Annotated in this window: 22 protein-coding genes; 10 read left to right on the forward strand and 12 right to left on the reverse strand. The window is 61.2% G+C overall.

Annotation, left to right across the window (positions count from 1 at the left end):
* The first annotated feature begins 285 nt into the window (after positions 1-285).
* Positions 286-915 (forward strand): LysE family translocator, encoded by a 630-nt coding sequence (locus tag V9T28_RS17450; protein WP_116402541.1) that lies wholly within the window; start codon positions 286-288, stop codon positions 913-915.
* A 158-nt stretch (positions 916-1073) separates the two neighbouring features.
* On the opposite strand, the gene pal is transcribed toward V9T28_RS17450, so the two are convergent.
* The 8 genes from pal to V9T28_RS17490 all read right to left on the reverse strand — a co-directional run bounded on the left by pal (position 1074) and on the right by V9T28_RS17490 (position 7719).
* A complete protein-coding gene (gene pal / locus V9T28_RS17455; RefSeq protein WP_116402555.1) occupies positions 1074-1583 on the reverse strand; it encodes a peptidoglycan-associated lipoprotein Pal in 510 nt (169 codons plus the stop codon).
* 172 nt (positions 1584-1755) lie between these two features.
* The gene (tolB, locus tag V9T28_RS17460; RefSeq protein WP_116402540.1) at positions 1756-3087 is read right to left on the reverse strand and encodes a Tol-Pal system beta propeller repeat protein TolB; all 1332 of its coding nucleotides are present in this window, start codon (positions 3085-3087) and stop codon (positions 1756-1758) included.
* A 61-nt stretch (positions 3088-3148) separates the two neighbouring features.
* Complete coding sequence (locus V9T28_RS17465) at positions 3149-3661, reverse strand: hypothetical protein (RefSeq protein WP_147306516.1); 513 nt, start codon at positions 3659-3661, stop codon at positions 3149-3151.
* 11 nt (positions 3662-3672) lie between these two features.
* Entirely contained in the window at positions 3673-4134 is a 462-nt protein-coding gene (locus V9T28_RS17470; RefSeq protein WP_116402538.1) for a hypothetical protein, read from the reverse strand.
* 1 nt (position 4135) lies between these two features.
* Complete coding sequence (locus tag V9T28_RS17475) at positions 4136-5260, reverse strand: cell envelope biogenesis protein TolA (RefSeq protein WP_158554890.1); 1125 nt, start codon at positions 5258-5260, stop codon at positions 4136-4138.
* 7 nt (positions 5261-5267) lie between these two features.
* The gene (locus tag V9T28_RS17480; protein WP_116402537.1) at positions 5268-5711 is read right to left on the reverse strand and encodes an ExbD/TolR family protein; all 444 of its coding nucleotides are present in this window, start codon (positions 5709-5711) and stop codon (positions 5268-5270) included.
* Positions 5712-5742: 31 nt separating this feature from the next.
* Entirely contained in the window at positions 5743-6447 is a 705-nt protein-coding gene (tolQ, locus tag V9T28_RS17485; protein WP_116402536.1) for a protein TolQ, read from the reverse strand.
* A gap of 276 nt (positions 6448-6723) precedes the next feature.
* Positions 6724-7719 carry an aldo/keto reductase gene (locus V9T28_RS17490; RefSeq protein ID WP_116402535.1) on the reverse strand — a complete coding sequence of 332 codons (996 nt, stop codon included), beginning with the start codon at positions 7717-7719 and terminating at the stop codon, positions 6724-6726.
* Between the two features lie 116 nt (positions 7720-7835).
* Between V9T28_RS17490 and V9T28_RS17495 the strand changes: the two genes are divergently transcribed.
* Positions 7836-8741: a LysR family transcriptional regulator gene (locus V9T28_RS17495; RefSeq protein ID WP_116402534.1), complete on the forward strand. Its 906-nt coding sequence runs from the start codon at positions 7836-7838 to the stop codon at positions 8739-8741.
* A gap of 48 nt (positions 8742-8789) precedes the next feature.
* Positions 8790-10643 carry an ABC transporter ATP-binding protein gene (locus V9T28_RS17500; protein ID WP_116402533.1) on the forward strand — a complete coding sequence of 618 codons (1854 nt, stop codon included), beginning with the start codon at positions 8790-8792 and terminating at the stop codon, positions 10641-10643.
* On the opposite strand, the gene V9T28_RS17505 is transcribed toward V9T28_RS17500, so the two are convergent.
* Positions 10594-11823, reverse strand: coding sequence for a hypothetical protein (locus V9T28_RS17505; protein ID WP_116402532.1), 1230 nt, complete (start codon positions 11821-11823; stop codon positions 10594-10596). The two genes, V9T28_RS17500 and V9T28_RS17505, sit on opposite strands and share 50 nt — an antisense overlap.
* Positions 11824-12011: 188 nt before the next feature.
* On the opposite strand from V9T28_RS17505, the gene V9T28_RS17510 reads away from it, so the two are divergent.
* From V9T28_RS17510 to V9T28_RS17525, 4 genes are all read left to right on the forward strand, one after another.
* A complete protein-coding gene (locus V9T28_RS17510) occupies positions 12012-15323 on the forward strand; it encodes a transglutaminase family protein (RefSeq protein ID WP_116402531.1) in 3312 nt (1103 codons plus the stop codon).
* Between the two features lie 18 nt (positions 15324-15341).
* A complete protein-coding gene (locus V9T28_RS17515) occupies positions 15342-17855 on the forward strand; it encodes a circularly permuted type 2 ATP-grasp protein (protein ID WP_116402530.1) in 2514 nt (837 codons plus the stop codon).
* A complete protein-coding gene (locus V9T28_RS17520) occupies positions 17852-18733 on the forward strand; it encodes a transglutaminase family protein (protein ID WP_116402529.1) in 882 nt (293 codons plus the stop codon). Before V9T28_RS17515 ends, V9T28_RS17520 begins: the two co-directional genes overlap by 4 nt.
* 192 nt (positions 18734-18925) lie before the next feature.
* Positions 18926-20506 carry an amino acid permease gene (locus tag V9T28_RS17525; protein ID WP_116402528.1) on the forward strand — a complete coding sequence of 527 codons (1581 nt, stop codon included), beginning with the start codon at positions 18926-18928 and terminating at the stop codon, positions 20504-20506.
* Between the two features lie 106 nt (positions 20507-20612).
* Here V9T28_RS17525 and V9T28_RS17530 read toward each other — a convergent pair whose 3' ends face one another.
* Positions 20613-21593 carry a zinc-binding dehydrogenase gene (locus tag V9T28_RS17530; protein WP_116402527.1) on the reverse strand — a complete coding sequence of 327 codons (981 nt, stop codon included), beginning with the start codon at positions 21591-21593 and terminating at the stop codon, positions 20613-20615.
* Positions 21594-21686: 93 nt separating this feature from the next.
* Here V9T28_RS17530 and V9T28_RS17535 point away from each other — a divergent pair, with 93 nt between their 5' ends.
* A complete protein-coding gene (locus tag V9T28_RS17535; protein WP_116402526.1) occupies positions 21687-22595 on the forward strand; it encodes a LysR family transcriptional regulator in 909 nt (302 codons plus the stop codon).
* Positions 22596-22815: 220 nt separating this feature from the next.
* Positions 22816-23247 (forward strand): VOC family protein, encoded by a 432-nt coding sequence (locus V9T28_RS17540; RefSeq protein WP_116402525.1) that lies wholly within the window; start codon positions 22816-22818, stop codon positions 23245-23247.
* A gap of 72 nt (positions 23248-23319) precedes the next feature.
* Here the strand turns inward: V9T28_RS17540 and V9T28_RS17545 are convergent, their stop codons facing one another.
* On the reverse strand, positions 23320-23961 hold the full coding sequence (locus V9T28_RS17545) for a DUF2306 domain-containing protein (protein ID WP_116402524.1): 642 nt from the start codon (positions 23959-23961) through the stop codon (positions 23320-23322).
* Positions 23962-24027: 66 nt separating this feature from the next.
* Between V9T28_RS17545 and V9T28_RS17550 the strand changes: the two genes are divergently transcribed.
* On the forward strand, positions 24028-24747 hold the full coding sequence (locus V9T28_RS17550) for a TetR/AcrR family transcriptional regulator (protein ID WP_210210429.1): 720 nt from the start codon (positions 24028-24030) through the stop codon (positions 24745-24747).
* Positions 24748-24758: 11 nt separating this feature from the next.
* Here V9T28_RS17550 and V9T28_RS17555 read toward each other — a convergent pair whose 3' ends face one another.
* The gene (locus V9T28_RS17555) at positions 24759-25349 is read right to left on the reverse strand and encodes a TetR/AcrR family transcriptional regulator (protein ID WP_116402523.1); all 591 of its coding nucleotides are present in this window, start codon (positions 25347-25349) and stop codon (positions 24759-24761) included.
* Positions 25350-25427 lie beyond the last annotated feature (78 nt).

Consider the following 25427-nt stretch of genomic DNA (forward strand, 5'->3'; position numbering starts at 1 on the left):
TATCCGGACCAGCGCGGTCAAACACGCCGCCCAATCGACTGTTCGGTCACAACAGGAGGCGGGCATGCGCTCGCCATCATCACGGTGTTGCCTGGATTGCTTCCGCGCCACACCCGCCTCACGTCACACCAACGCGTGACGCTCTACAAACATACAGGATTGCTTCGCTTCGCTCGCAATGACGGGGAAGCGTCATTGGTGCCCTCCTTTGCTATAATCCTTCTCGTTGTCACGATACTGGCAATGTGCTTTGCTTCCGGACACGCGAAACGGAGGGCATAAGCGATGCCAAGCCCAACCCTTTGGGGTCTCTTCATATTGGCTTCCGCCGTGCTGTTGCTGACGCCCGGCCCGGCGGTCCTTTACATTGTCGCTCGCTCGGTCGAACAGGGACGAAGGGCTGGCTTGGTCTCGGTGCTCGGCATCCATCTCGGCACGATCGTCCACATCACGGCTGCCGCGGTCGGGCTGTCGGCGCTGATCGTCTCGTCGGCGCTCGCGTTTGCCGTGGTGAAATATCTCGGTGCGGCCTATCTCATTTGGATCGGCATGCGCACGTTCATGGCACGAGACCCGAGCACAACAACGCCAGCCGTCCACCGCGAACCGTTGCGCCGCATTTTCCGCGACGGATTCGTCGTCAATCTCTTCAATCCGAAGACGGCGATTTTCTTTCTCGCCTTCCTGCCGCAATTCGTCGATCCGACGCGCGGCCCAGTCCACTGGCAAATTCTCGTTCTCGGCTTCACCTTCATGGGACTTGGCATCATGAGCGACGGCATGTTTGCTCTTGTCGCGGGTGCTGCCGGCGACTTTTTACGGCGCAACAAGCGGTTCTTGCGCTTCCAACGCTGGTTCGCCGGCACATCCTTCGTCGGGCTTGGCCTGACCGCGGCTTTTGCAAGCCGCAAATAAACGTGCCGGGCTCCCGGCCGCGGGCATGGGTAGGACTATATCTTCACCGACGCACGATTTCAGCGGGCAAGTTGAGCGATCTTTATCAACGAGAAGCGAGCCGAAAGACAAAAAAACGGCCCCTGAGAGGGGCCGTTGAATACATTCGTGCGTAACGCTTACGAATTGCCGCCGTTCAACACGGTGACGGCGCGGCGGTTCTGCGACCAGCAGGAAATGTCGTCGCAGGTGGCGACCGGGCGCTCCTTGCCATAGGAGATGATCTTGATGCGCGACGCATCGATGCCGCGCGAAACGAGATAATCCCGGGTGTTCTCGGCGCGCCGCTGGCCAAGGCCGAAATTGTATTCGCGCGTACCGCGCTCGTCCGCATGGCCTTCGACCGTGAACGTATAACGGCCGTATTTGGTCAGCCAGGACGCCTGCTTGTCGAGCGTCGCCTGTGCCGTGCTCGAGAGTTCGGTTTGGTCGGTGTCGAAGAAGACGCGGTCGCCGACATTCACTTCGAAATCTTTCACGCTGCCCGGCACCGCAGCGCCCGCGCCATAAGCACCATTGGCGCCATTGGCCATATCCGCATTCGGATCCTTGGAGCAGGCACTCACGCCCAAGGCCACAATCAAAGCCAACGCCAGCTTCAAGCTATGGCCGCCTGAGAACAGCTTCATCATCAAACTCCTTCGCGGCGCGCAGAAGCGCGCAAAATCCCTTGACCAAAGAGCTAATCGCCGGATGGTTAACGTAAGGTTCCGTCAACCGTACGAAAAGCTTTTTGCGTGTTGTGCCTTCTAAGTAACTTTGCGCGCATGGTTAACGACGATTTAATGGCGGGAATGAGGCCTAACCGAGCAGCGGCCCCCACGAAGGATCGGAAGCATAGCTTGGCGTCGGGATCTGGAATTCGCCGCGGCCCATGATGTCGATCAGGAACGTGCGGGCGCCGCCCGCGCCGCCCAGATCGCGGAAGAACATCAGATAAAGTCCGTTCGGCGCCCAGGTCGGTCCTTCATTGTGGAAGCCTTCCGTGAGGATGCGCTCGCCCGAGCCGTCCGGCTTCATCACGCCAATGGCGAACGAGCCGCCCCGCTGTTTGGTGAAGGCGATATAATCGCCCTTCGGCGACCAGACCGGCGTCGAATAGCGGCCCTCGCCGAACGAAATGCGCTGCGCGCCACCGCCATTCGAACCCATCACATAAATTTGCGGCTGGCCGCCGCGATCCGATTCGAAGGTGATTTTCGACCCGTCGGGCGAATAGCACGGCGACGTATCGATCGCCTGGGTGTTGGTGAGGCGCGTCGTCGCGCGCGTGCGCAGATCCATGGCATAGAGATTGGTATTCGCGCCTTCGGCCAGCGACATCACCACGCTTTGCCCGTCCGGCGAGAAGCGCGGGCTGAAGGTCATGCCCGGGAAATTGCCGACCGGTTCGCGCTGGCCCGTCTCGATATTCATGATGTAGACGCGCGGATCGCCGCCGGCGAACGACATATAGGTGACCTCCTGTGCGGAGGGCGAAAAGCGCGGCGTGACAACGAGATTGTCGCCCGTGGTCAGATATTTCACATTGGCGCCGTCCTGATCCATGATCGCCAGGCGCTTGACGCGCTTGTCCTTAGGGCCCGTTTCGTCAACAAAGACGACACGGGAATCGAACCAGCCCTTTTCACCGGTGATGTGGGTGAAGATCGCATCCGAAATAATATGCGCGACTCGGCGCGCATTGGTCGGGTCGGTCGTATATTGCTGACCGGCAACCTGCTGGCCCGAGGAAATGTCCCACAGGCGGAACTGCGACTTCAGCCGGCCGTCCCCGCCGCGTCCGGTGCTGCCCGTCACGACGAATTGCGCATTCACCGTCTTCCACGCGTCGGCGTTGGGCGCCTGGTCGGGATTGGCGATCTGCTCGGGGAAGCTTTTCGAATCGATCGGCGCGATGAACACCGAACGCTTAAAATTGTTGGTCATCACGCTGGTGATGCCGTTCGGCCCGCCCGCATCGCCGGCAAAATTCGTAATGGCGATATTGACAGGCGTGAAATTGCCGCCGCCGTGAATGTCGAGCGTGCGCTCCTGCGCCAGCGCGCCGCGCAGCGAGGACCCGAGAGCCAAGCCGGCGCCAGCGCTGGCCAATCCCTTAATCAAGGTGCGGCGTTTGATGAGCAAGGTCATGAGCTTAAACCGTTCGTTACAGTCAAAAGGAGGGGCGCGTTTCATAGTGCCTATGACACTATCAAAGCGCTTTTTTTATGGAATTGAGCAGGTTCTCAATCGAGGCGCCGAGGCTTGGGAAAAAGCCGCTTGGCTCGGCCGACGCATCCGAAACGTCATCGGGCGCAAAGGACAGAATCGAAACTTTCCAATCGTCGTAATAGGGCGCGAATTTCGCCGGAATCTTCAACGGATTGCAGGCGGGCGATTTGGCGACCTGCAAGGCCGTTGCGGCAATCTTCTTCTCGTGCGGATCAGTGGGCACGTTCAGCAGAACGGGTTTATCCCGCAACGAGCCGTCCGGCGCATAGGACATTTTGAGCTTCGGCTTGTAATGGACGGGATTGTCGTCGGGGTTGAAATCGCTCGGGCTGACCTGATTCCAGCAGGCCTGGTATTGCGCAAGAATGCTTTCATCGAGCTCGGCGATAAGTTCGCCCGACATATGCGCGGCCGGAGCGCCGGTTTGCGCGAGGCACAAAGACGTTGAACCGGCGAGCGCCGCAATAGCTATAAAAGGGAGTGTGTGTTTCACCAGGGGACCTTTCAACTCGTCATATCGTTTTCGTTAAATCGAAGAATGTAATTCTGCCAATCTTCGTAAAACGGTTTGAATTCATCAGGAATACGCAAGGGATTGCATACTCGAACCGCCCGCAACGCGGCATCTGCGCGCGCAAGATCTTTTTCGTCGGTTGGACGATTCTTGAGTTCGGGCGCCCCGATAAGCGACCCATCCGGCGCGAAATGCACATGAACCACCGGCCTGAAGGTGCTGCCGCCGACAATTGCCGCAGACCAGCAACGCCGATATTGCCGCAGCAGCGTGTCTTGAAATCTGGCCCGCATCTCTTTCGACATATGTGGAGACGATTGCGCCTCAGCCGCAACGCTGAAAAGGATCAGAGGCACGCCAGCAAACAGCACGCCCGCGAGGACTCGCGTCCTCGCGGCAAGGCCGCTTTCGGGTTTTGATCGCCACCCGTGCTTTGCGCCAACCTCAACCATCTCAGTTCGCCATTTCATCCGCATGGAAGCGCAAGATGTAGCTCTTCCAGTCGTTGTAATAAGGCTTGTATTTGTCCGGAATGCGAAGCGGGTTGCACATGCGTACCGCCCGTACCGCGCTGTCCGCCAAGCTGCGATCCGTCGAGTTGCCAGCCTGATGCATCAGGGTCGGCATTCCGATCAAGGCGCCGTTGGGGTTGAATTCCACGTGAATTTCCGGCGTGAAGCTCGTATCAGTCGCGCCGTAATAGGTCCAGCAGCGCTTATATTGACTGATCAAGTCCGCTTCGAATTGCCCCAGCATCGTGATCGACATTTTCGGCGCGTTCGCCGTCGGCGATCCGGCCGAAGAAGCCGGGCTCACGGTATGGGCGGTCGACCCGGTCGATTGCGGGGCGTCCTTCGACAGCACGCTGTTGATGTTGTTCGCGTTGTACGCATATTGCTTCTGGTCGGTCGCAGCGCCTGATTTCGCTTTCGCGGGCGGCTCCTGCGGCTGCGGCACGTTCATCATCTTTGCCAATTGCTGCTGGTCCGCCTTGTCCGGCTGCTTTTGCACCGGCTGTTTGGGCGGGGTCGGAGGTGTCGGCGGTGTTGGCACCGGCTTCTGCGGTGGGGGCGGCGTCGGCGCAGGCTTCATCACCTCCGCCTCAGGTTTCGGCGGTTCGGGCTTGGGCTCGGGCGGGCGTTCCGGCGGCACGGGCGGCGTCGGAGGCGCCGGTGTCGCAGGGGTCGGATCCGGCGGGCGCGGGGGCGGCACCGCCGTCACGGTTTGCGGCTGCGGCACGTCTGTTTGATCCTGGCCGGGATCGTCCTGGCGCGGCAGCGGGGGTGGCGGCGTCGGCACGTCGCGGGTCGCATCGGGCGTTGCGGGCGTCGGCTTGGTGTTGGTGATATCGGCCTGCTTATCCGCCTTTTGTTGCGGATCCGGCTTGACCTCTTTCTCGTTCTTATCGCCCTTCATGAGCTGATCGAACTGATCGGACGTGATGACTTCCGCCGAAATCGATTCCGGCGAGCCGTCCATTTTTGCCGGATTCAAGAAGCCAAAAACCAGCAACACCAAAAGGGCGGCATGCACGCCCCCCGAGACAAAAATCCCTGGCTCTGAGCTCGAAAATCTCAACCTACGCTCACTTCGTCTGCTCGGTGACGAGCGCAACCTTCTTGTAGCCGGCGGACGTGATCATCGACATCACTTGCGCGACGCGGCCGTAATTGATGTCCTTCGATCCGCGCACATAGATGCGCTCGTCCGGACCGGCCGTTGCGAGCGATTGCAGCCTGCCAATCAGATCCTGCTCCGCGACCGGCTGATCCTGCAGGTAGATTTCGCCGCGTTCGTTGATCGCCACCGCAATCGGCTTTTGATCGACATTGAGCGCGCCGGCCGAAGTTTTCGGCACGTCGATCGGCACGCCGGTCGCCATCAGCGGCGCCGCCACCATGAAGATGATCAGCAGCACCAGCATCACGTCGATGAACGGCGTCATGTTGATATCGGCCATGGCGCCATAGCGCGGCACGCCGCGCGTGCGCCGCCCCTTCTTTTTGCCTGCTCCAACAGCCATACCCATGCGAAATGTCCTTCTCTATCGTGCTGCCCGATCAGGCGGCGCGGTCGCGGCCCGAGGCGACGTGGTGGTCGATCTGGCGCGACAGGATGGACGAAAATTCGTCGGCGAAACTTTCCATACGTGCTTGCGCCCGCGCGACGCGGCCCTGCAGGACGTTGTAGGAAACGAGCGCCGGAATGGCGGCGAAGAGGCCGATCGCGGTCGCGAACAAGGCTTCCGCAATGCCCGGCGCCACCGTATTCAGCGACGTATTGCCGGACGAGGCGATAGATGTGAAGGCGGTCATGATGCCCCAGACCGTGCCGAACAGGCCGACGAACGGCCCGGCCGACGCGACCGAGGCCAGGACCAGGAGATTGCTCTCGAGCTTTTCGACCTCGCGCGCGATCGAGACGTCGAGCACCTTTTCGATACGGGCGTGCAACCCCATGAACGCCGAACTTGCCGATTCGAACGAGCGCTTCCACTCGCGCATCGCCGCGACGAACAACGTGCCCATGGCGATGGTCGGTCGGCTGGAGAGGTTCTTGTAGAGATCTTCCAGCGATTGGCCCGACCAGAAGACCTCCTCGAACCGATCCATGGATTTTTCGGTGCGGGAGAACAACAGCATCTTGTTCACGATGATCGACCAGCACCAGATGGAGGCGAACAAAAGGCCGATCATCACGAGTTTCACGACGATCGAGGCCTCTAAGAACATGCCCCAAAGCGAGAGGTCGGTTACGTGATCCATAAAACATGATCCTTCAAGCGCGCGATGAAACGCCTACCTCACCGCAAAATCGGTCATTTCTGGGGCTTTGCCGTATTTTTCCGCGCAAACACGCCCATCCTGATACGTGTTAAGCCAGCATCATGGTTAAGGCGGAGTTAAACGCTTGCAAGGATTGGCGGAATCCGAGATTGCGGCAAGAAAAAGGCAGGCCGGAGCCTGCCTTGACGAATGACGGGATCATCGAACGTCCGGGCCGGGATCTTGCCCCGACTGCGCAGAATCGCCCCAAATGCCTCAGGCTTTCTCGCTGTCGAGATGCGCCATTTGCGCGGTCTGGTAGCGCTCGCCGGCAGCGGCGCCCTTCGGAATCGCCTGCTCGATGGCCGCAAGATCGGCGGGCGTCAGCGTGACATCGAGGGCGCCCAGCGCCTCCTGCAACTGATCGCGGCGGCGCGAGCCGACGACCGGCACGATACTCTTGTCTTGCGCCGCAACCCAGGCGATTGCGATCTGCGCGACGCTGGCGCCCTTGGCGGCGGCGACCTGGCGCAGCGTCTCCACCAGCGCAAGATTCTTCTCGACATTGCCACCCTGGAAACGCGGGCTATGGGCGCGGAAATCGCCGGCGCCTGCGGAGCCCTGCTGCCAATGACCGGAAATGAGGCCGCGCGACAGGACGCCGTAACCCGTGATGCCGATGCCAAGTTCGCGGCAGACCGGCAGGATGCAATCCTCGATCCCGCGGGAAATCAGCGAATATTCGATCTGCAGATCGACGATCGGATGCACTTTTGCCGCGCGGCGGATCGTTTCGGCGCCGACTTCCGACAAGCCGATGTGGCGCACGTAGCCGGCCTTGACCATGTCGGCGATCGCACCGACAGTGTCCTCGATCGGCACGTTGGGATCGAGCCGGGCTGGCCGGTAAATGTCAATATAATCGACGCCGAGCCGCTGCAGCGTATAGGCGAGGAAGGTCTTGACCGCTGCCGGACGCCCATCAAACCCGATCCAGCCGCTGGACGGATCGCGCAAGGCGCCGAATTTCACGCTGAGGATCGGTTGATCGCGCTTGCGGCCTTTCAGGGCCTCGCCGATCAGCATTTCATTGTGGCCCATGCCGTAAAAATCGCCGGTGTCGAGCAGATTGATGCCGACGTCGAGGGCCGCGTGGATGGTGGCGATGCTTTCGGCCCGGTCGGCGGGCCCATACATGCCCGACATCCCCATGCAGCCGAGGCCGAGGCCGGAAGATTGCGGGCCGGTTTTGCCCAATTGGCGGATTTGCATGTCGTTTCTCCTGAAAGGACCGCCGCGCGGTCCCATTGCGATGGGGTGACTATGCGCCTGAAGCGACTATGTGATAACTATGTACAATCGAAACAGCTTGTTTGGATTTTCGCACAATGGCTACTCCGGATCTTGGCGACCTCGCTGCTTTCGTCGCGGTCGCGCAGCAGCGTAGCTTTCGCGGCGCCGCGGCGCTGCGCAATGTTTCGGCCTCCTCGCTCAGCGAAACCATTCGCCGCCTGGAAGAACGGCTGGGGGTGCGCCTGCTCAACCGAACCACCCGCTCGGTGACGCCGACCGAGGCGGGCGCACGCCTGTTGGAACGGTTGCAGCCGGTGCTTGGCGAAGTGGCGGCCGCCCTCGACACGATCAATGATTTTCGTGACACACCGACAGGCACTTTGCGGCTGAACGTGCCGACCGTCGTCGCCAAGCACGTCCTCCCCGGCATGATCGACCGTTTTCTCCTGGCTTTTCCCGGCATCACGCTCGAGGTCATCGCCAACGATACGTTTATCGATATCCTCGCCGCCGGCTTCGATGCCGGCATCCGCTATGACGAAAGCCTCGAGCGCGACATGGTCCGCATCCCGATCGGCCCGCGGCGCCAGCGATTTTGCACCGCCGCCTCGCCCGCCTATCTCGCGAAACGAGGCCGTCCCGAACATCCCAACGACCTGCTTCGGCACGATTGCATCCGCCACCGTTTTGCCAGCGGCGTCTCGCCCGCCTGGGAATTCGAGCAAGGCCAGGACGTGATCCGGATCGTGCCGCAAGGGCCCTTGATCTCCAATGAGATGCGGCTGGAGGTGCACGCGGCCCGGCAGGGGCTGGGCTTGATCCACACTTTCGCCGAGTCGCTCGCCCCGGCACTGGCGGCGGGCGAGCTCGTCGCGGTTCTGGACGATTGGTCGCCGAGTTTTTCCGGCCCCTATCTTTATTATCCAAGCCGCGACCACATGCCGGCACCGCTCCGGGCCTTTATCGACTTCGTGAAAGCCGATGGCGCGACAAACGCCTAGGTCCAACCCCGACTTGCTCTTAATCCCCAGCCCACCTAAAACCGGCACATGTCGCAAACAGACCGCACCCTCGCGCTGAACTGGTCCAATCTACAATTGGTCCGCCGCATTTATATGGATTTCGGCCGCACGTACCGCTGGCGCTATGTGATGGCGCTTCTGTGCATGGTGACCGCCGCGGCGGCGGGTGCCTACGCGGTCAGTTTGCTGAGCCCGTTCATTAACAATGTGAGACTGGGCCAGGAAGGCCGCGTCGCGCAGATCACGGGCGGCATGCACGAAATCCGACAGATCGCCTTCACTGTCGCCATACTCTATTGCCTGCGCGGCTTTACGACCTTCGGTCAGATGCTGATCATGTCGCGCATTGGCAATCGCATTGTTGCTCGCGCGCAGGCGCAAATCTACAATCATCTGCTCGGCCAGAATGTCGGCTTTTTCCAGGCACGCCAATCGACCGATTTCATGACGAGGCTCGTGACCGCGTCGAACGGCCTGCGCGACACGATGCAATTGATTGTTACTTCCGTTGGTCGCGATCTGTGCTCGGTCATCGGCTATGTCGCCGTGATGTTTTATCACGAGCCGGTCATGACAATGATCGCGATTTCTGGCGGCCCCATCGGCGCGCTGCTCATGAGCCGGGTCATTCGTCGCGTCCGGCACTTCGCCCGGCGCTCTTACGACGGCACGGCGCGTATTCTCGCGACCATGCAGGAAACGGTGATCGGCATTCGCATCGTGAAGTCGTTCAATCTCGAAAACATCATGCGCGTGCGCATGCAGAATTCGGTGCGCGACGTCGAAAAGGCGATGAACCGTATCGCGCTCGGCAGCGCGGTAACGAGCCCGGTCTCCGAGACTCTGGGCGGCGTGGTGATCGCGGCTGTACTTGTCTATGCCGGTTGGGATGTGGAAGTGCGGGGCGGCGAACTCGGGCAGTTCGTCGCCTTTCTTGGCGCCATGATGCTCGCTTACGAGCCGGGCAAGCGTCTCGGCAAATTGCGGCTCGACATGCAAAATGGCTTGATGGGCGCGCGCCTGATTTACGAAATTCTGGATAAGGCGCCGGTTGAGGTCGACGACAATCAGAAGCCGCGATTGCAGGTGACCGAAGGTCGCATCACCTTCCACGACGTAGCCTTCGGCTATCGCGCAACGGAGAATGTCCTCAACGGCCTGTCGTTCACCGCCGAACCCAGCACCACGACCGCGCTCGTCGGTCCTTCGGGCGGCGGCAAATCGACGATCATCAGTCTGATCCAGCGTTTCTACGACCCGCAAGCAGGCATGATCACCGTCGACGGCGAGGACGTGCAGAATGTCGGCATCCATTCCCTGCGCGAGAAGATTGCCTTTGTCTCGCAGGACGTTTTTCTGTTTCAGGGCACGATCCGCGAGAACATCGCGCTCGGCCGGGCCGGCGCGTCCGAAGAGGATATCATCGCAGCGGCCAAGCACGCTCACGCGCATGATTTCATCACGGGCTTTGCCTCGGGTTACGACACGCCGGTCGGCGAACAAGGCGCGCAATTGTCGGGCGGCCAGCGTCAGCGCATCGCCATTGCGCGCGCCATTCTGAAGAACGCGCCCATCATCCTGCTCGATGAACCGACCGCCGCGCTCGATTCCGAATCCGAGCGCGAAGTCCAGAAGGCTTTGGACGATTTGCGCATCGGGCGCACCACGCTTGTGGTCGCCCATCGCCTGCAGACCATCGTCAATGCCGACCGGATCTGCGTGATCGAGAAAGGTCACTGCGTCGAGCAAGGTACGCATGACGAATTGCTCGAGAAGCACGGCTCATATTATGCGTTCTTCTCGGCGCAGTTCGGCGACAATGTCCGTATGGTCACAAAGTTGGACGCGCCGCGGACGGAGCCTTCGGCGGTTCGCTCGTGAGCTTGGCCGACGGGCGTTCGGTCTTGTAATGGCCGCGCAGCACGCAGGCCGACAGAATCGCAATGCCGGAGATCAGCGAGACCCACCAGATCTGCGAGGCGCTTTCCGTGAAAATCGCGATCGTCAGTCCCGCCACCAATCCGGCCAGCATGAAGGGCGCGATGCGTAACGGAACCTGTGCGGCGAAGAAGAACGATTGCATGACGATGAACGCGAAGCTCAGCACGCCGATCGCGCCCAGATCGTACCAGAAGCGGAACAGCAGGCTTTTGGGCACGCCAGGCGAGATGTAACCGGCGTTGATCCCCGCCTGCGCCGCCTCGATGCCATGGCCGGTGATCAGACGCGGCCAGTCCTGATGCAGCAGATCGCCCCAGACGCCGAGCGTGGCGAGAAGCGCATAATGATCCGATGCAAGCGGGTGCGCGAAATAGGCAACGGCGGGCGCGAGCGCGAACAGCAGAAAAGCGGCGCAGCCGAGCAGCAACGCGGCTGGGCGCGGATGCGAAAACGCCACGGCGACGGTGAGCGCACCGGCCGCCAACGCGATCATCGTGATCGGAGTCTGCAAGGTAAAGATCGCACCGGCCGTCAGCACCGCAAGCACCCCGGCGAGCCACCATCTTTCGCGCGAGGCGAGCACCGCTAGGGCCGGCCAGAGCAGCAGAACCAGCATCACCGCGGCCCGGTCCTGGGTAATGGCATCCCGGTGGAAATACCCCAGCGGCAGCGCAATGGCAGCGGCCAGCGTCAAGCCAATGGGGACGAGATAGAGATTGGCGATCCGCGTGCGCTCGGGCAGGAAGGCAATGGCTAAAAGCGCCAGAATGCCCGTGCCGCCCGACTTCAGAATGCGATCGAGACCCGAGAGATAGGCCGGCGTCCACGCTAAGGAAAGCGCGGCCCAAATCAGAAAAGTGAATGCGATCAGGGCATTGATCGAGGCGAGATTCCGCCCCAGCCGCCGCCAATCTTCGCCTCTCGGGGCGATGAACGCAGCCAGCAGAACCAAACCCGCGCCGAGCGGCATCAGCGTAAAAATGCTGCGCCGCGAGAGGATCGAAGCGATCGGCAGCAGAATGGCGAGCGCGATCAAAGCCACACGAATCAGCAGCGCGGCGGCATCGGCCGCCGGATCGTCGGCATAAGAAAGGGGCGATTTGGCGGGCGTGACAGGCATCGGCTATGAAAGGAGCAAAAAGATCAGTGGTTCATCCTATAGGATTTTCTCCGACGTACTGTGCGACTTTGGCAACACTGACAATAGATTCGTCACAAATACCCGGTTCGATCTTGCCTGTTCGGCGGCACGAAAGTTGCCTACAAAGGGATGCGACATATTGATTCATCGGGGCAAATGGCACGCTCATGGCAATTCTGACGGCACTGCACCATTCCACGCGCTACACTTACGACAGGCCAGTCAGCCTGAGCCCGCAAATCATCCGCTTGCGGCCAGCCCCGCATTGCCGGACGCGGATCCCGAGCTATGCGCTCAAGGTGGAGCCGGCCAACCATTTCGTGAACTGGCAGCAGGACCCGCACGGCAATTGGCTGGCCCGCTTCGTTTTCCCCGAGAAAACCACGGAATTCTCGATCACCGTCGACCTCACCGCCGATCTTGCGGTGATCAATCCCTTCGACTTCTTCGTCGAGGACTATGCGGTCGAATATCCTTTTGCTTATGCCCCCGAGCTGGCACAGGACTTGAGTGCCTATCTCGTTCCCGATCCGGTCGGGCCGAAACTTGCCGCATTTTTGAGCACTTTGCCGCAAGGTGAGCACCGCACGGTCGACATGCTGGTGGATGTCAACCATCGACTGCGCGAGGTGGTGAATTACGTCATCCGCATGGAATCCGGCGTGCAGGCGCCGGAGGAGACCCTCACCCTGGCCTCCGGCTCATGCCGCGATTCGGCCTGGCTGCTCGTGCAGGTCCTGCGCAATCTTGGGATCGCCGCCCGCTTCGTCTCCGGCTATTCGATCCAGCTCAAGCCGGACGTCAAGGCGCTCGACGGGCCGGCCGGCGCGCCGCACGACATCGTCGACCTGCATGCCTGGGCGGAAGCCTATGTGCCGGGCGCCGGCTGGATCGGGTTTGACGCGACCTCCGGCATGCTGTGCGGCGAGGGGCACCTGCCGCTCGCCGCGACGCCGCATTTCCAATCGGCGGCGCCGATCAGCGGCATGGCGGACTATGCCGAGACCAAATTCAGCTTCGATATGCGGGTCACCCGCATCGACGAGAAGCCGCGCATCTCGATGCCGTTTTCGGACGAGGCGTGGGAGGCGCTCGACCTGCTTGGCCAGAAGGTCGATGCGGAATTGCAAGCGAATGACGTGCGCCTCACCATGGGCGGCGAGCCCACTTTCGTTTCGATCGATGATTTTCAGTCGGCCGAATGGAACACGGACGCGGTCGGCCCGACGAAACGCATTCGCGCCGACGATCTCGTCCGCCGCTTGCGCGACACGTTCGCCCCCGGCGGCTTCCTGCATTACGGCCAAGGCAAGTGGTATCCGGGCGAAAGTCTGCCGCGCTGGACCTTTGCGCTCTATTGGCGCAAGGACGGAAAGCCGCTGTGGCGCAACGAAAAACTGATCGCGACCGAAGCTTCAAAGCCGGTCGATACGATCGAGGCGGCGCAGGACCTGACCGAGGGAATTGCCAAGCGCCTCGGTCTGGCCCAGGACTATGTCCAGGCTGCTTACGAAGATCCGGCAAAATGGATCCTGAAAGAGGCGGATCTGCCCGACAATGTCACGCCCTTCGACACGAAGCTCGACGATCCCGAAGAGCGCGCTCGCTTTGCCCGCGTTTTCGAGCGTGGGCTCGACAAGCCTGCGGGCTACGTGTTGCCGGTCCAACGATGGAATGCACAGGTCAGCAAGTCCCGGTGGATGAGCCAGAAATGGCCGCTCCGCCGGGGCAAGCTCTTCCTCGTGCCCGGGGATTCCCCGGTGGGCTATCGCCTGCCGCTGAGCTCCCTGCCCTACGTCCCGCCGTCGTCCTATCCCTATGTCGTGCCGGCGGACCCGTTCGGCGATTTCGATGCCCTGCCCGATCCCGAGTTTCTGGCGCAAGCGTTCCGCCGGGTCGGGACGGATGGCGCCGAACAGGCCGAACAGGTCGAGCAGTTCATTTCGGGCAGCGGCGAAGTGCGCACCGCCCTGTCGGTCGAACCGCGCGACGGGCGGCTGTGCGTGTTCATGCCGCCGGTCAGCCGCCTCGCCGATTATCTCGAATTGATCGCGGCGATCGAAGCGACGGCCGACGATCTCGGCCTCCCCTTGCATATCGAGGGCTATGCGCCGCCTTACGATCCGCGCGTCGACGTGATCAAGGTCACGCCCGACCCTGGCGTCATCGAGGTGAATATCCATCCGGCCAAGGATTGGAATGCCTGCGTTACGACCACGAACGAACTCTACGAACAGGCGCGCCTGTCGCGGTTGGGCGCGGAAAAGTTCATGACCGACGGCCGCCACACTGGAACCGGCGGCGGCAATCACGTGGTGGTCGGCGGCTCGACACCGCCCGATAGCCCATTTTTGCGCCGGCCTGACCTGCTCAAGAGCCTCGTCCTCTATTGGCAGCGGCACCCCTCGCTCTCGTACCTCTTTTCGGGCCTGTTCATCGGCCCGACCAGCCAGGCGCCGCGCATTGACGAGGCGCGGCACGACGCGCTCTACGAACTCGAAATCGCCCTCAGCCATGTGCCGCTGCCGGGCCAGGGCTATTCGCCTCCGCCGTGGCTCGTCGACCGCCTGTTCCGCAACCTGCTGACCGATGTTACGGGGAATACCCATCGCGTCGAACTGTGCATCGACAAGCTCTATTCGCCCGATGGGCCCACGGGGCGGCTCGGACTCGTCGAGTTCCGCTGCTTTGAGATGCCGCCGCACGCAAGGATGTCGCTCGCGCAGCAATTGCTGGTGCGCGCCTTGATTGCCTGGTTCTGGAAGGAGCCGCAAAGCGGCCACCTGACCCGCTGGGGGACGTCGCTGCATGACCGCTATATGCTGCCCCATTTCGTCTGGACCGATTTTCTCGACGTGCTCAGCGATCTCAATCAGGCTGGCTATGCGTTCGACCCGACCTGGTTCGAGGCCCAGCGCGAATTCCGCTTCCCCTTCTATGGCGAGGTCGAACGCTCCGGCGTCGCGCTCGAAATCCGCCAGGCGCTCGAGCCTTGGAACGTGCTGGGCGAGACGGGCGCGATCGGCGGCACCGTCCGCTACGTGGATTCTTCGGTCGAGCGGCTGCAGATCCGGGCGTCCGGCGTGACCGAAAACCGCCACGTGATTTTGTGCAATGGGCGGCGCGTCCCATTAACCTCGACGGGCCGCCGCGGCGAATATGTCGCAGGCGTGCGCTTCAAGGCGTGGCAGCCGGCGTCCGGCCTGCACCCCACGATTCCGACCCATGCGCCATTAACTTTCGATATTGTCGATACTTGGAACAATCGGTCGCTAGGCGGCTGCGTGTATCATGTGGCGCATCCGGGCGGGCGCAATTACGACACTTTCCCGGTCAATTCCTACGAGGCTGAAGCGCGGCGCCTGGCGCGCTTCCAAGACTACGGCCATACGCCGGGGATAATTCATGCGCCCCCTCTGGAAATAAATGCCGATTTCCCCTCTACTCTCGATTTGCGCCGGCCTGCCGGCCTGTCATGAGTTAGCTCCGGCGAAAAAATGCAAAACAGTCAGAGTGTCGCAACCTCTCTACCTCCTGCCGATACGGACGGAATCGACGGACTGATTCAAAATTATGCGCCATTGTCGGGCATTTACGACGAAATGCTCGATGCCCACGGCGCGGTCCGACCGCATTGGCAGGCGTTTCTTGCCTCGCTCGCCGCCATGGGGCCAGACGAAGTCGGCCGCCGCTTTGGCGCTGCGGATCGCAACTTGCGCGATTCAGGCGTCTTCTATCGTGTCTATGACGACCCGGCCGGCGCGGAACGTGTCTGGCCCTTGTCGCATATTCCGCTGCTGCTGGGCGAACAGGAGTGGCACGCGCTCGAACGCGGCCTCGTTCAGCGCGCCGCGCTGATCGAATCCTTGCTCAGCGACGCCTATGGCCCCTCGCATCTGGTGCACGACGGCGTGGTTCCCGCCGCCGTCATTGCCGGCAGCCCGGAATTCCTGCATCCGATGGTCGGCGTGACGCCGGTGAGCGGCTCGCATCTTCATCTCTATGCGGTCGATATCGGCCGCGGGCCGGATGGGCGCTGGTGGGTCTTGAACGACCGCACGCAAGCGCCTTCGGGAGCGGGTTACGCCCTGGAAAATCGCCTCGCCATGTCGCGCGCCCTCCCCGACATCTACCGTGGTTTGCGTGTCGAACGACTCGCGGGGTTTTTCCAGGCCTTTCGCGGTGCGCTGGCGTCGCACAGCCGGAGCAGCGAGGCGCGCATCTGCGTCCTTTCGCCGGGCCAGATGAACGAAACCTATTTCGAACATGCCTATCTCGCCCGTTATCTCGGCTTCCTGCTGGTTGAAGGCGAGGATCTTACCGTACGGGGCGACGAGGTGTTCGTGCGCACGGTCGCCGGGCTGAAGCCGGCCGAAGTGATCTGGCGACGGCTCGACGCGGATTTTAGCGATCCTTTGGAACTCAATGCGCAGTCCCGGCTCGGCGTTCCAGGTCTTGTCGCAGCGCTACGCAGCGGTTCGGTGCTGCTTGCCAATGCGCTGGGCGCGGGTCTCGCCGAATCGCGCAGTTTGATGAGTTTCATGCCGGCGATCTCGCAGCGTCTCCTCGGCAAAAATCTCGACCTGCCCAACATCGCCACCTGGTGGTGCGGTCAGAAACGCGAGCGCGATTATGTGCTCGCCAATCTCGACAATCTCGCCATCGCCCCCGCCTTCGCGCGCGCTTTGCCGGGCATCTTGGGCCAAGGCGCCCGCCTTGTCTCCGACCTCACCGCGCCGGAGCGCAAGACTTTGCTCGAAGCGATCGCCAAGCGCGGCATCGATTTCGTCGCGCAGGAGGCCGTGAAGCTCTCGACCCTGCCGGTCTGGGTCAACGGCCAGCTCGAACCGCGACCCTTCCTCTTGCGCCTTTTCGTCGCGCGCACCGAAACCGGGTGGCAGGTCATGCCGGGCGGCTTCTGCCGCGTCTCGGACAGCACGAACACAAGCGCCGTGTCGATGCAAACCGGCGGCAAATCGGCGGACGTGTGGGTCCTGTCCGATAAGCCAGTGCCGGAAACGACGCTTTTGCCCTCGCCCGAGGGCGTGCAGATCCGTCGCCAGCCCGGCGCGCTGCCGAGCCGCACCGCCGACAATCTCTTCTGGCTCGGGCGCTATGTCGAGCGCGCGGAGGCCGTCTTGCGACTGCTGCGCGCGCTCCTCGCGCGCATGACCGAATCGACCGGCTCCGGCGCCGATGTGATCAAACGGCTCGTCGATCTCCTGATCGACTGGGACTCGATGTCAGCCGAAACGGCAACCCAATCGCCGGCGCTGATCGCCGGCGTGTGCCTGCACAAGGCCGAAGGAACGGGATCGCTGCCCATGCTGCTACGCGCAGCCCGGGGCGCCGCGTCCGTGATCCGCGATCGTTTCTCGCCGGAAGCGTGGCGTTCGCTCAACAACCTCGTCGCGCTGCTCGACAATCCGGCACTTGCCGAAGCATCCGGCGCCGAAGCTTTTGAGCGGATCAATCAGGCATTGCAAATCATCGCCGCGTTCGCCGGTCTCGCGCAGGAGAATATGAATCGTCTCAACGGCTGGCGTTTTCTCGATATCGGCCGGCGGATGGAACGCGCGATCGCGACCTGTCGCTTCGTCCGGCAATTCGCCGCGCCCGACGCGCCGGTCGAAGCCCTCGACACATTGCTCGAACTCGGCGACAGCCAGATCACCTATCGGCTGCGTTATGTGATGGTGGCGGCGCGCGCACCGGTGATCGATCTGCTGATGCTCGATACGAACAATCCGCGTTCGGCCGCATTCCAGGTCGCGAATATCGAAAAACATTTGGCGCGCCTGCCCCATGTGGCGCATGATGGCTTGCCGACCGCGGCGGAACGGGTGATCGTGCGGCTCGCTGCCGACCTGACCGTGACCGAGGCGGAGAAAGTATCCATTAAGCAGGTCTATGATATCGAGCAGGCGCTTCTGCGCGTTTCGAGCGAAATCTCGCTGAATTATTTCACTCATCGCGAACGGCCGGTCGCGCCCAATGAGTCGATGGCATGATTTATGATATTCAACAGACCACCGAATGCGAATACGCGACCCCCGTGCCCGTGGCAAAGCACATTCTGCGCATGACACCGGTCAACCGGGTCGGCCAGGATGTGCTCGATGCCTGGCTGGAGATCGATCCGACTCCAACCGAGATGCGCGCCTTCACCGACTTCTTTGGTAATCGCGTCACGCATGTGGAAATCGATAAACCGCACGAAGCCTTCGTCATCAGCACGCTGTCGCGCGTGCAGGTCGAACCGGCCCCGCCCCTCGATGCCGACACGACATTGCCCTTCGAAAAGATCCGCGACATGGCAAGCGCCAGCGACTCGCTCGACCCCTCATCGCCGGTGCATTTCCTGTTTCCCTCTTATCTGCTGCCTCTCGACGACGATATTGCAGCCTATGCCGAAGAGAGTTTTCCTGCCGGTCGCCCCATTCTCGCCGGCGCGCTCGATCTGATGCAGCGGATCAAACGCGACTTTACCTATGAGCCCGGCGTTACCGACGTGTCCACGCCCCCGGCCGAAGCATTCCACCTGAAGCGCGGCGTCTGTCAGGACTTTGCCCATGTGATGATCGTCGGCCTGCGCTCGCTCGGATTGCCGGCCGCCTATGTGAGCGGCTATCTGCGCACCGTACCGCCGCCCGGCCAAAAGCGGCTGGAAGGCGCCGACGCAACTCACGCCTGGGTCTCGGTCTGGTGCGGCCCGGAGGACGGCTGGCGCGGCCTTGACCCGACCAATGCAATTGCCGCGTCGGAGGATCACATCATTCTCGCGATCGGACGCGACTATGCCGACGTGGCGCCGTCCGAAGGCATGATCATCTCGTCGGGCGGACAGAAACTGAAAGTCGGCGTCGACGTCATCCCGATCCGAAGCTGATCATCATTGATCCACTTGCTGCACACGCGCATAGCAACACGTCATAACCGTCGGGCAATTCGATCATGCCGCAGGCAGTGCCACGCAGGTCTGTGACAGTTTCAAGAAAACTGCTTTGTTAAAGCACAAACGTAGGCTTAAGCTTCTCCCTTGTGGGCAGGCACTCATGGAGTGATCACACGGGGGATTGAGATGAACGACAAGTCTTATACGGACTCCGATCACGCGGAAGACGTAAATATCTTGCATAGTATGGGCTATGCGCAGGAGTTGGAGCGGCGGATGAGCCGTTTCTCCAATTTTGCGATTTCCTTCTCCATCATCTGCATTCTGTCGGGCGGCATCAATTCGCTCAACCAGGTCACCGATGGCATCGGCGGCATCGGCATCGGTCTCGGCTGGCCGGTCGGCTGCCTGATCTCCGGTGTCTTCGCCATCGCCATGGCGCAGATCTCATCGGCCTATCCCACCGCCGGCGGCCTTTATCATTGGGGCTCGATTCTCGGCAACCGCTTCACCGGGTGGCTGACCGCATGGTTCAATTTGATCGGCCTCATCACCGTGCTTGGCGCCATCAACGTCGGCACATGGAACTTTTTTGCCGGCGCTTTCGGCGCGCAATTGGGGTTGGATGCGACAAGCGTGACCCAGCAGACGATTTTTGTCGCGGTCATCACGGCCGTGCAGGCACTCGTCAATCATTTCGGCATCCGACTGACGGCACTCCTGACCGACTTCTCCGGCTATTTGATCTTCGCGGCAACGATCGTTTTGATCGTCGCGTTCCTGGCCGGCGCCGAGCACTGGGACATTTCCCGGCTCTGGCACAGCGCGAACTACACGGGTCAGCCAACGCTTGACGGAAATAACGAACTGAAGGCCGATCCGACATGGCCGACGGCCAGTCCGATATGGGCCTTCCTGCTCGGTTTGCTTCTGCCGATCTACACGATCACCGGCTACGATGCCTCCGCCCACACGTCGGAAGAGACCTTGAAGGCCAGCGACAGCGTGCCGCGCGCGATGATCGGCTCGGTCTTGTGGTCGAGCCTGTTTGGCTGGGCGATGTTGATCGCGTTTCTGTTCCTCATTCCCAATCTTGACGATGCGGCCAAACAAGGCGGCAATGTTTTCTTCTGGGCTTTGAGCGCGCGGCTCCATCCGGCGGTGGTGATGATCCTCTATATCGCGATCTTCATCTCGCAATGGCTCTGCGGCCTTGCTACCGTGACATCGGCATCGCGCATGATCTTCGCCTTCTCGCGCGATGGCGGCCTACCGGGATCGTCGGTATTGTCGAAAGTCAGCTCGACAACCCGCTCGCCGGTTGCCGCGATCTGGACCGCCGCAATTTCGTCGGTCCTGTTCGTTTGGTTCGCGTCGCTGGTCAATATCGGCAACACGTCGGCCTATACGATCGTCGTGTCCTGCACCGTGATCTTCCTGTTCCTATCCTTCACCATTCCGATCACACTCGGCATGCTCGCCTATGGCACAAAGAAATGGGATCGCAAGGGCACATGGGATCTGGGCGGCGGTTTGTTCAAGCTCGTCTGCGCACTTTCGATCCTGTCGATGGTGCTGATTTTCATCATCGGCGTGCAGCCTCCCAACGATTGGGCGCTCTATATCACGGTCGGCTTCCTCGTCCTGACGATCATCATCTGGTTCGCCTTTGAGAATCGCCGTTTCAAGGGCCCGCCAATCGGTGTCGAAGTGGAACAGCGCCAGGCCACCATCACGCTCGCCGAAGAAAGCGTCGGCGAAATATAAGGCACATCGCTCTCCCCGCGGGATGCGTCGGACCGTTCGCGGTCCGACGCATCCCGCAGTGACAAAGCCGAATTCAGAGCGCCTTGCAATCGCAGTGATGCTTGCGTTATGCGAATGTCATGATCACCTTGCCTCCGGCCTCGCCCGATTCGAGGAGGCGGTGCGCGGCGACAATGTCCTCGAAGCGAAAGACTTGAGCGGGTCTGGCGCGGTAGCGGCCATCGGCAACGCGATCCGCGATGGCCTGAAATGGAATTTGCGACAGCGGAAATACAGGTGTGCCGGTGACCAAGGCACTCGCGAAAACACTCATGTGCACGCCACTCGGCATTTGAAACACGGGCTCCAGAGTGAGCGCACCGCCACCCCCAAGGAAACCGACGAGACAAGCCCGCCCGCCACGGCGCAACGCCGTGAGCGTATCCAAAATTGTTGTGTTGCCGACAATGTCGAGGGCTGCGTCGATGCCCTTTGGATGGCGCAGACGGACCTTGTCGGAAAGCTGCGGCGAGTCGAGCAACACCTCATGCGCGCCCACCCCTTCCAATAATTTGATGCGGGCTGCCTTGCGGGTCGTCGCGATCACGTGCGCTCCGGCATGGCGCGCAATGTTGATCGCCGCTTGGCCAAGCGAGGAGCTCGCGCCGCGCACCAAAATCGTCTGACCTTCGGCAAGTTCGAGGATTCCCATCACGCTCGTCCATGCCGTCGCATAGGATTCGGGGATGGCGGCGAGGTCCTCCCAGGATAGATCGCTCTTGATGGCGACGACATTGCTACGCGGAACGGAGGTGAGCTCGGCATAGCTACCGCTAAGGCTCCGACCCATTCCCCCGACGAGAGCCATCACTTTCTCGCCTGAAGCGAATTGACCTTCCGGATCGAACCGGACGAGGCCGACGCACTCAATTCCGGAAATTTCGGCGACATCGCCCCAGGCCCCTTTGCGAAAATAGACTTCGGCATGGTTCAGCCCAAAAGCCTTCACCTCAATGAGGACCTGGCCGGGCTGTGGAACAGGATCAGGCCGTTCCTCGATCGCGAGGACTTCCGGTCGGTCGTACTGGGTGATCACGATAGCGCGCATGTTTCGGCTCCCGATTGCTGGTGCCTCGCTAGATATCTCCATCAATTATTGATAAATAGATGGAAGTTTTAATAATCATGATAGGATTTCTCTATGATGGACATGACGATCCATCAGCTCCTTTGCTTCGACGCCATCGTCACCGAGGGCGGCTTTCAAGCCGGCGCGGAGAAGATTGGTCGAACCCAGCCCTCCGTTTCGGCCGCCGTGAAGAATCTCGAGGCGCAGCTCGGCCTGGCCTTGCTCGACCGGAGCGGCTACCGGGTCGTGCTGACGGCGGAGGGACGCTCCTTTCACGCCCATGCGCAGGCTCTGCTGCGGGAACTCGGCGCGCTCAAGGATCACGCCAAGCAACTGGCTATTGGCGAAGAGACGGAACTCGATGTGATCATCGGCGATCTGTGCCCCTTACCCCAGACCCTCGCGCTGCTGCACCGCTTCTTCGGCGGCTGTCCAGGCACAAGGCTCAACCTCCATTTCGAGGCGCTCTCCGGGCCGTGGGAACGGCTGCTCGATGGCGAAGCCGATCTGATCCTGCATCACATCGACAAGACCGATCCGCGTTACGAATTCCTGGACCTGTTTCCGATCACGCTCCTGCCGGTGGTCGCGCCCGGTTTCCTGCGGTTTCCGATTTCCCAATCGATCACACCCGAAAACATGCGGGACTATGCGCAATGCATCATCCGCGACAGCGCCCGTCATTCGCCAGCGCGCGACTATTACCTGATTGAGGGCGCGCGGAACTGGACGGTCAGCGATCAGCTCATGAAACGCGAGCTCATCCTGCAGGGCATGGGCTGGGGGCATATGCCGCGCTATTTGATCGAACAAGATCTTGCTTCGCACCGGCTCATCAGCATTGCGGGCGACCATTTGCGAGGCGGTCGAGTCGAGATCGTGGCTGCGCGCCGGCGTCAAGCGTCGCACGGCCCGATCGCCAATCGATTATGGCAGTTCATTGCGGAGGAAGCGCCAGCCTTGGCGCAAGCGATCCCTTAGGGCCTGCTGACATCCGGACGGGCAAAACAGATCACTTTGGCATGCGCGCACGGTCCACCATACAAAGGCCGCGTTGGAGGCAGAGAGGGGTAGTTCATCGCATTCCAATGTCGCACGAAGACTGTCGTTGATCGTTTCTTCGGGAAGGCCGCCTTGGTTTCATCGGTGCCCACGACCAGCTCGGCGTCTTCCGCTCATCACGATTGATAGGAGAGACCGGATGGAAATCTTGTATCTTGCTAGCGTCGCGATCGTCACTGCCGACCCGCCCGAGAGCCGCAAACTCTTCATCGATACGCTCAAACTTCCGCTCAAACGGCACGAAGGTGATGATTACTATTTCAGCGAAAGCATTGGCGGCAGCAAACATTTTGGCGTCTGGCCATTGCGGCAGGCGGCGGAAGCATGCTTCGGCGGTCCAGACTGGCCTGCCGACCGACCTGTTCCACACGCTTGTTTCGAATTCGAGGTTGCCGACCTCGACAGCGTGAGTTCGGCGGCGGAGGAACTGCAGTCGAAAGGCTACACCTTGCTGCACGGAGCTAAAACCGAGCCATGGGGACAGACCGTTGCCAGGATGCAAACGCCTGACGGCGTGATCATCGGCATTTCTTTTGCGCCATGGATGCATGAGGCGAAACCCACCGTGTGAACAAAGCTTATTGGCCCTGATATCGGGTGAGCAGCCAGATGACGCGAGACACTGATTTCGAAAGGTGCAATTTTATTCCGCCGCTATGGCAAGGCGTCGGCGTTTTTCGGCGGTCGAATACAACGCGACGAGGATCACATTCGGAATCCATGATGTATAGGCGAGCCAGGGCGACATGGCGGAATAGCTTGAGGCGCCCAAGGCCAGCCCGATCGGAATCTGCAAGCGCAAGGTAGCCGCCGCAAACGTCATCGCGTAGCTGAAACGCATCAAGAGACGATGACGTGCGAAGTCGCGGCGCACCGCTGCCCGCCAAGCGGCACATGTCGTCGCGATCCAGCAAATGGCAAGAAGGCCAAAACCAAATCCTGCGACCGGCCCTCCGGATGCGTATGGCGCAGTAGCAAGCGCGCCAACGCCCGCGATCAGACAGGCGGCAACATAGAGGCGCCCTGCCACGCGGTGAAGTGTTGGATAGCGCGCACGCAATTGCGGATAAAATTGAAACGGCCCGACGAGCAAGGCGATCGGCGCGATGAGCATATGGGTGAGGGCCTGGACGGGCGCATGCTCGATGACGGCGCGAAGCTTCGGGTCGATGCCGAGCCAAACATGACCAAGCACGCCGTAATAGCGCAGCGCGTGAGACGCGATCAATGTCGCCAGAATCGCCATGGCTGCGCGCGCGCCATTGGCAACATATTGCCTTGGCATGGTCACAAGACTCCGCTATCTATACACTGTATAGATCAACGTAACACACATTTGAACAGTGTCAAGATGAAGCGCGCGCGCAGCAAGTCCAACCGAAAGAATCCCGGGTCCTATCATCACGGCGATCTGCATCGCCAGTTGCTGGTGGTGGCCGAGGAAATCATTCAGGAACGCGGCGTCGACGGTTTTACGCTGCGCGAGGCCGCGCGGCGGGCCGGCGTATCGCCGGGTGCGCCGGCGCATCATTTCGGTCACGCGCTCGGACTGCTCACGGAAGTTGCGCTCCTCGGCTTTCGCGATTTTGCGACGGCACTCAATGAAGCGGATGCACGCGGCGGAGCCGATCCGGCGCAACGGCTCTATGAGCAATGCGTCGCCTATGTGCGATTCGCAATTCAGTATCCGGCGCGATTTGAGCTGATGTTTCGCGTCGACAAACACGACCATTCGAACCGCGAATTTGTCGAGGTCGCCGAACAATCCTTTCAGATTTTGGAGAACGCTATCCGGGCTGCCACACGGACGCCGCCGAGGGAGAGCCTCGGACCGGACGCGCAAGGCATGTTGACCGCGGTCTGGTCGATGGCGCACGGCTTTTCGCATCTCGCGCTCGGCGGAGAACTCGGAAAGCCTCAGCGCGGCGGCGGTTCGCTGGAGACGATCATGTCATCGCTCTTGCCGCGGACCCTCAAGCATTTTTTGCCGGTCGCGCAAGTGACACCTGACGAGCCGCGGAAAAAAGCGGACAAGGCACGAGGTCGCGGGCGCGTGGCACCGGAACCATGATCACACGCGCGTCATGGCGTTGCGATGATGGCCTCGATGCGGCGTAGCAGGTCCGTGTCGACTTCGGTCTGCCACGTTAGCAGGCGATACCAGTTGAACCCGGCCCACAGTTCCAGACGCTCGTCGATCCGGCTGGCTGGCAACTCACCCCGCGCGGCCGCCCGCTCGAACAGATGACGGGCCGGCCGGAAGAGAACGGGAAGAAATTCGTTGCGCAGCCGCTGGCCGGCTGCTTCGCTCGATTGCGCCTCGGCGATCAAGGCCCGGAAAGCACCGCCTGCCGGATGGGTATGCCAAAAACGCCACAGATCGGCTGTATGCGCCACCAGATCATCGATCAGGATGCCGGTGTCGGGCAGGACAATAGAGCGCGCCTTTTCCATGCCGTAGACCGTCATGAACAAGTCTGCCTTGGTCGGCCACCAGCGATAGACGGTCGCCTTGCCCGCGCCCGCCCGTCGGGCCGCTTCCTCGATGGAAAATCCGGCATAGCCCCGCTCGGCCAGGAGCTGTCTTGCGGCTTCAATGATCGCCGTCTCGGTTTCCGGATTGCGCCGTGCGCCGATCGACGTGCGGCGCGGCGCGGCGGCCACTATTGCCATATCGCTACCTCCACCATTGACTTTATCAGACAGCTCGCTAGTTTCAATAGAAACGATACGGATCGTATCATTAAAGGG

The sequence above is a fragment of the Methylovirgula sp. 4M-Z18 genome (assembly GCF_037890675.1).
Classification (GTDB): Bacteria; Pseudomonadota; Alphaproteobacteria; order Rhizobiales; family Beijerinckiaceae; genus 4M-Z18.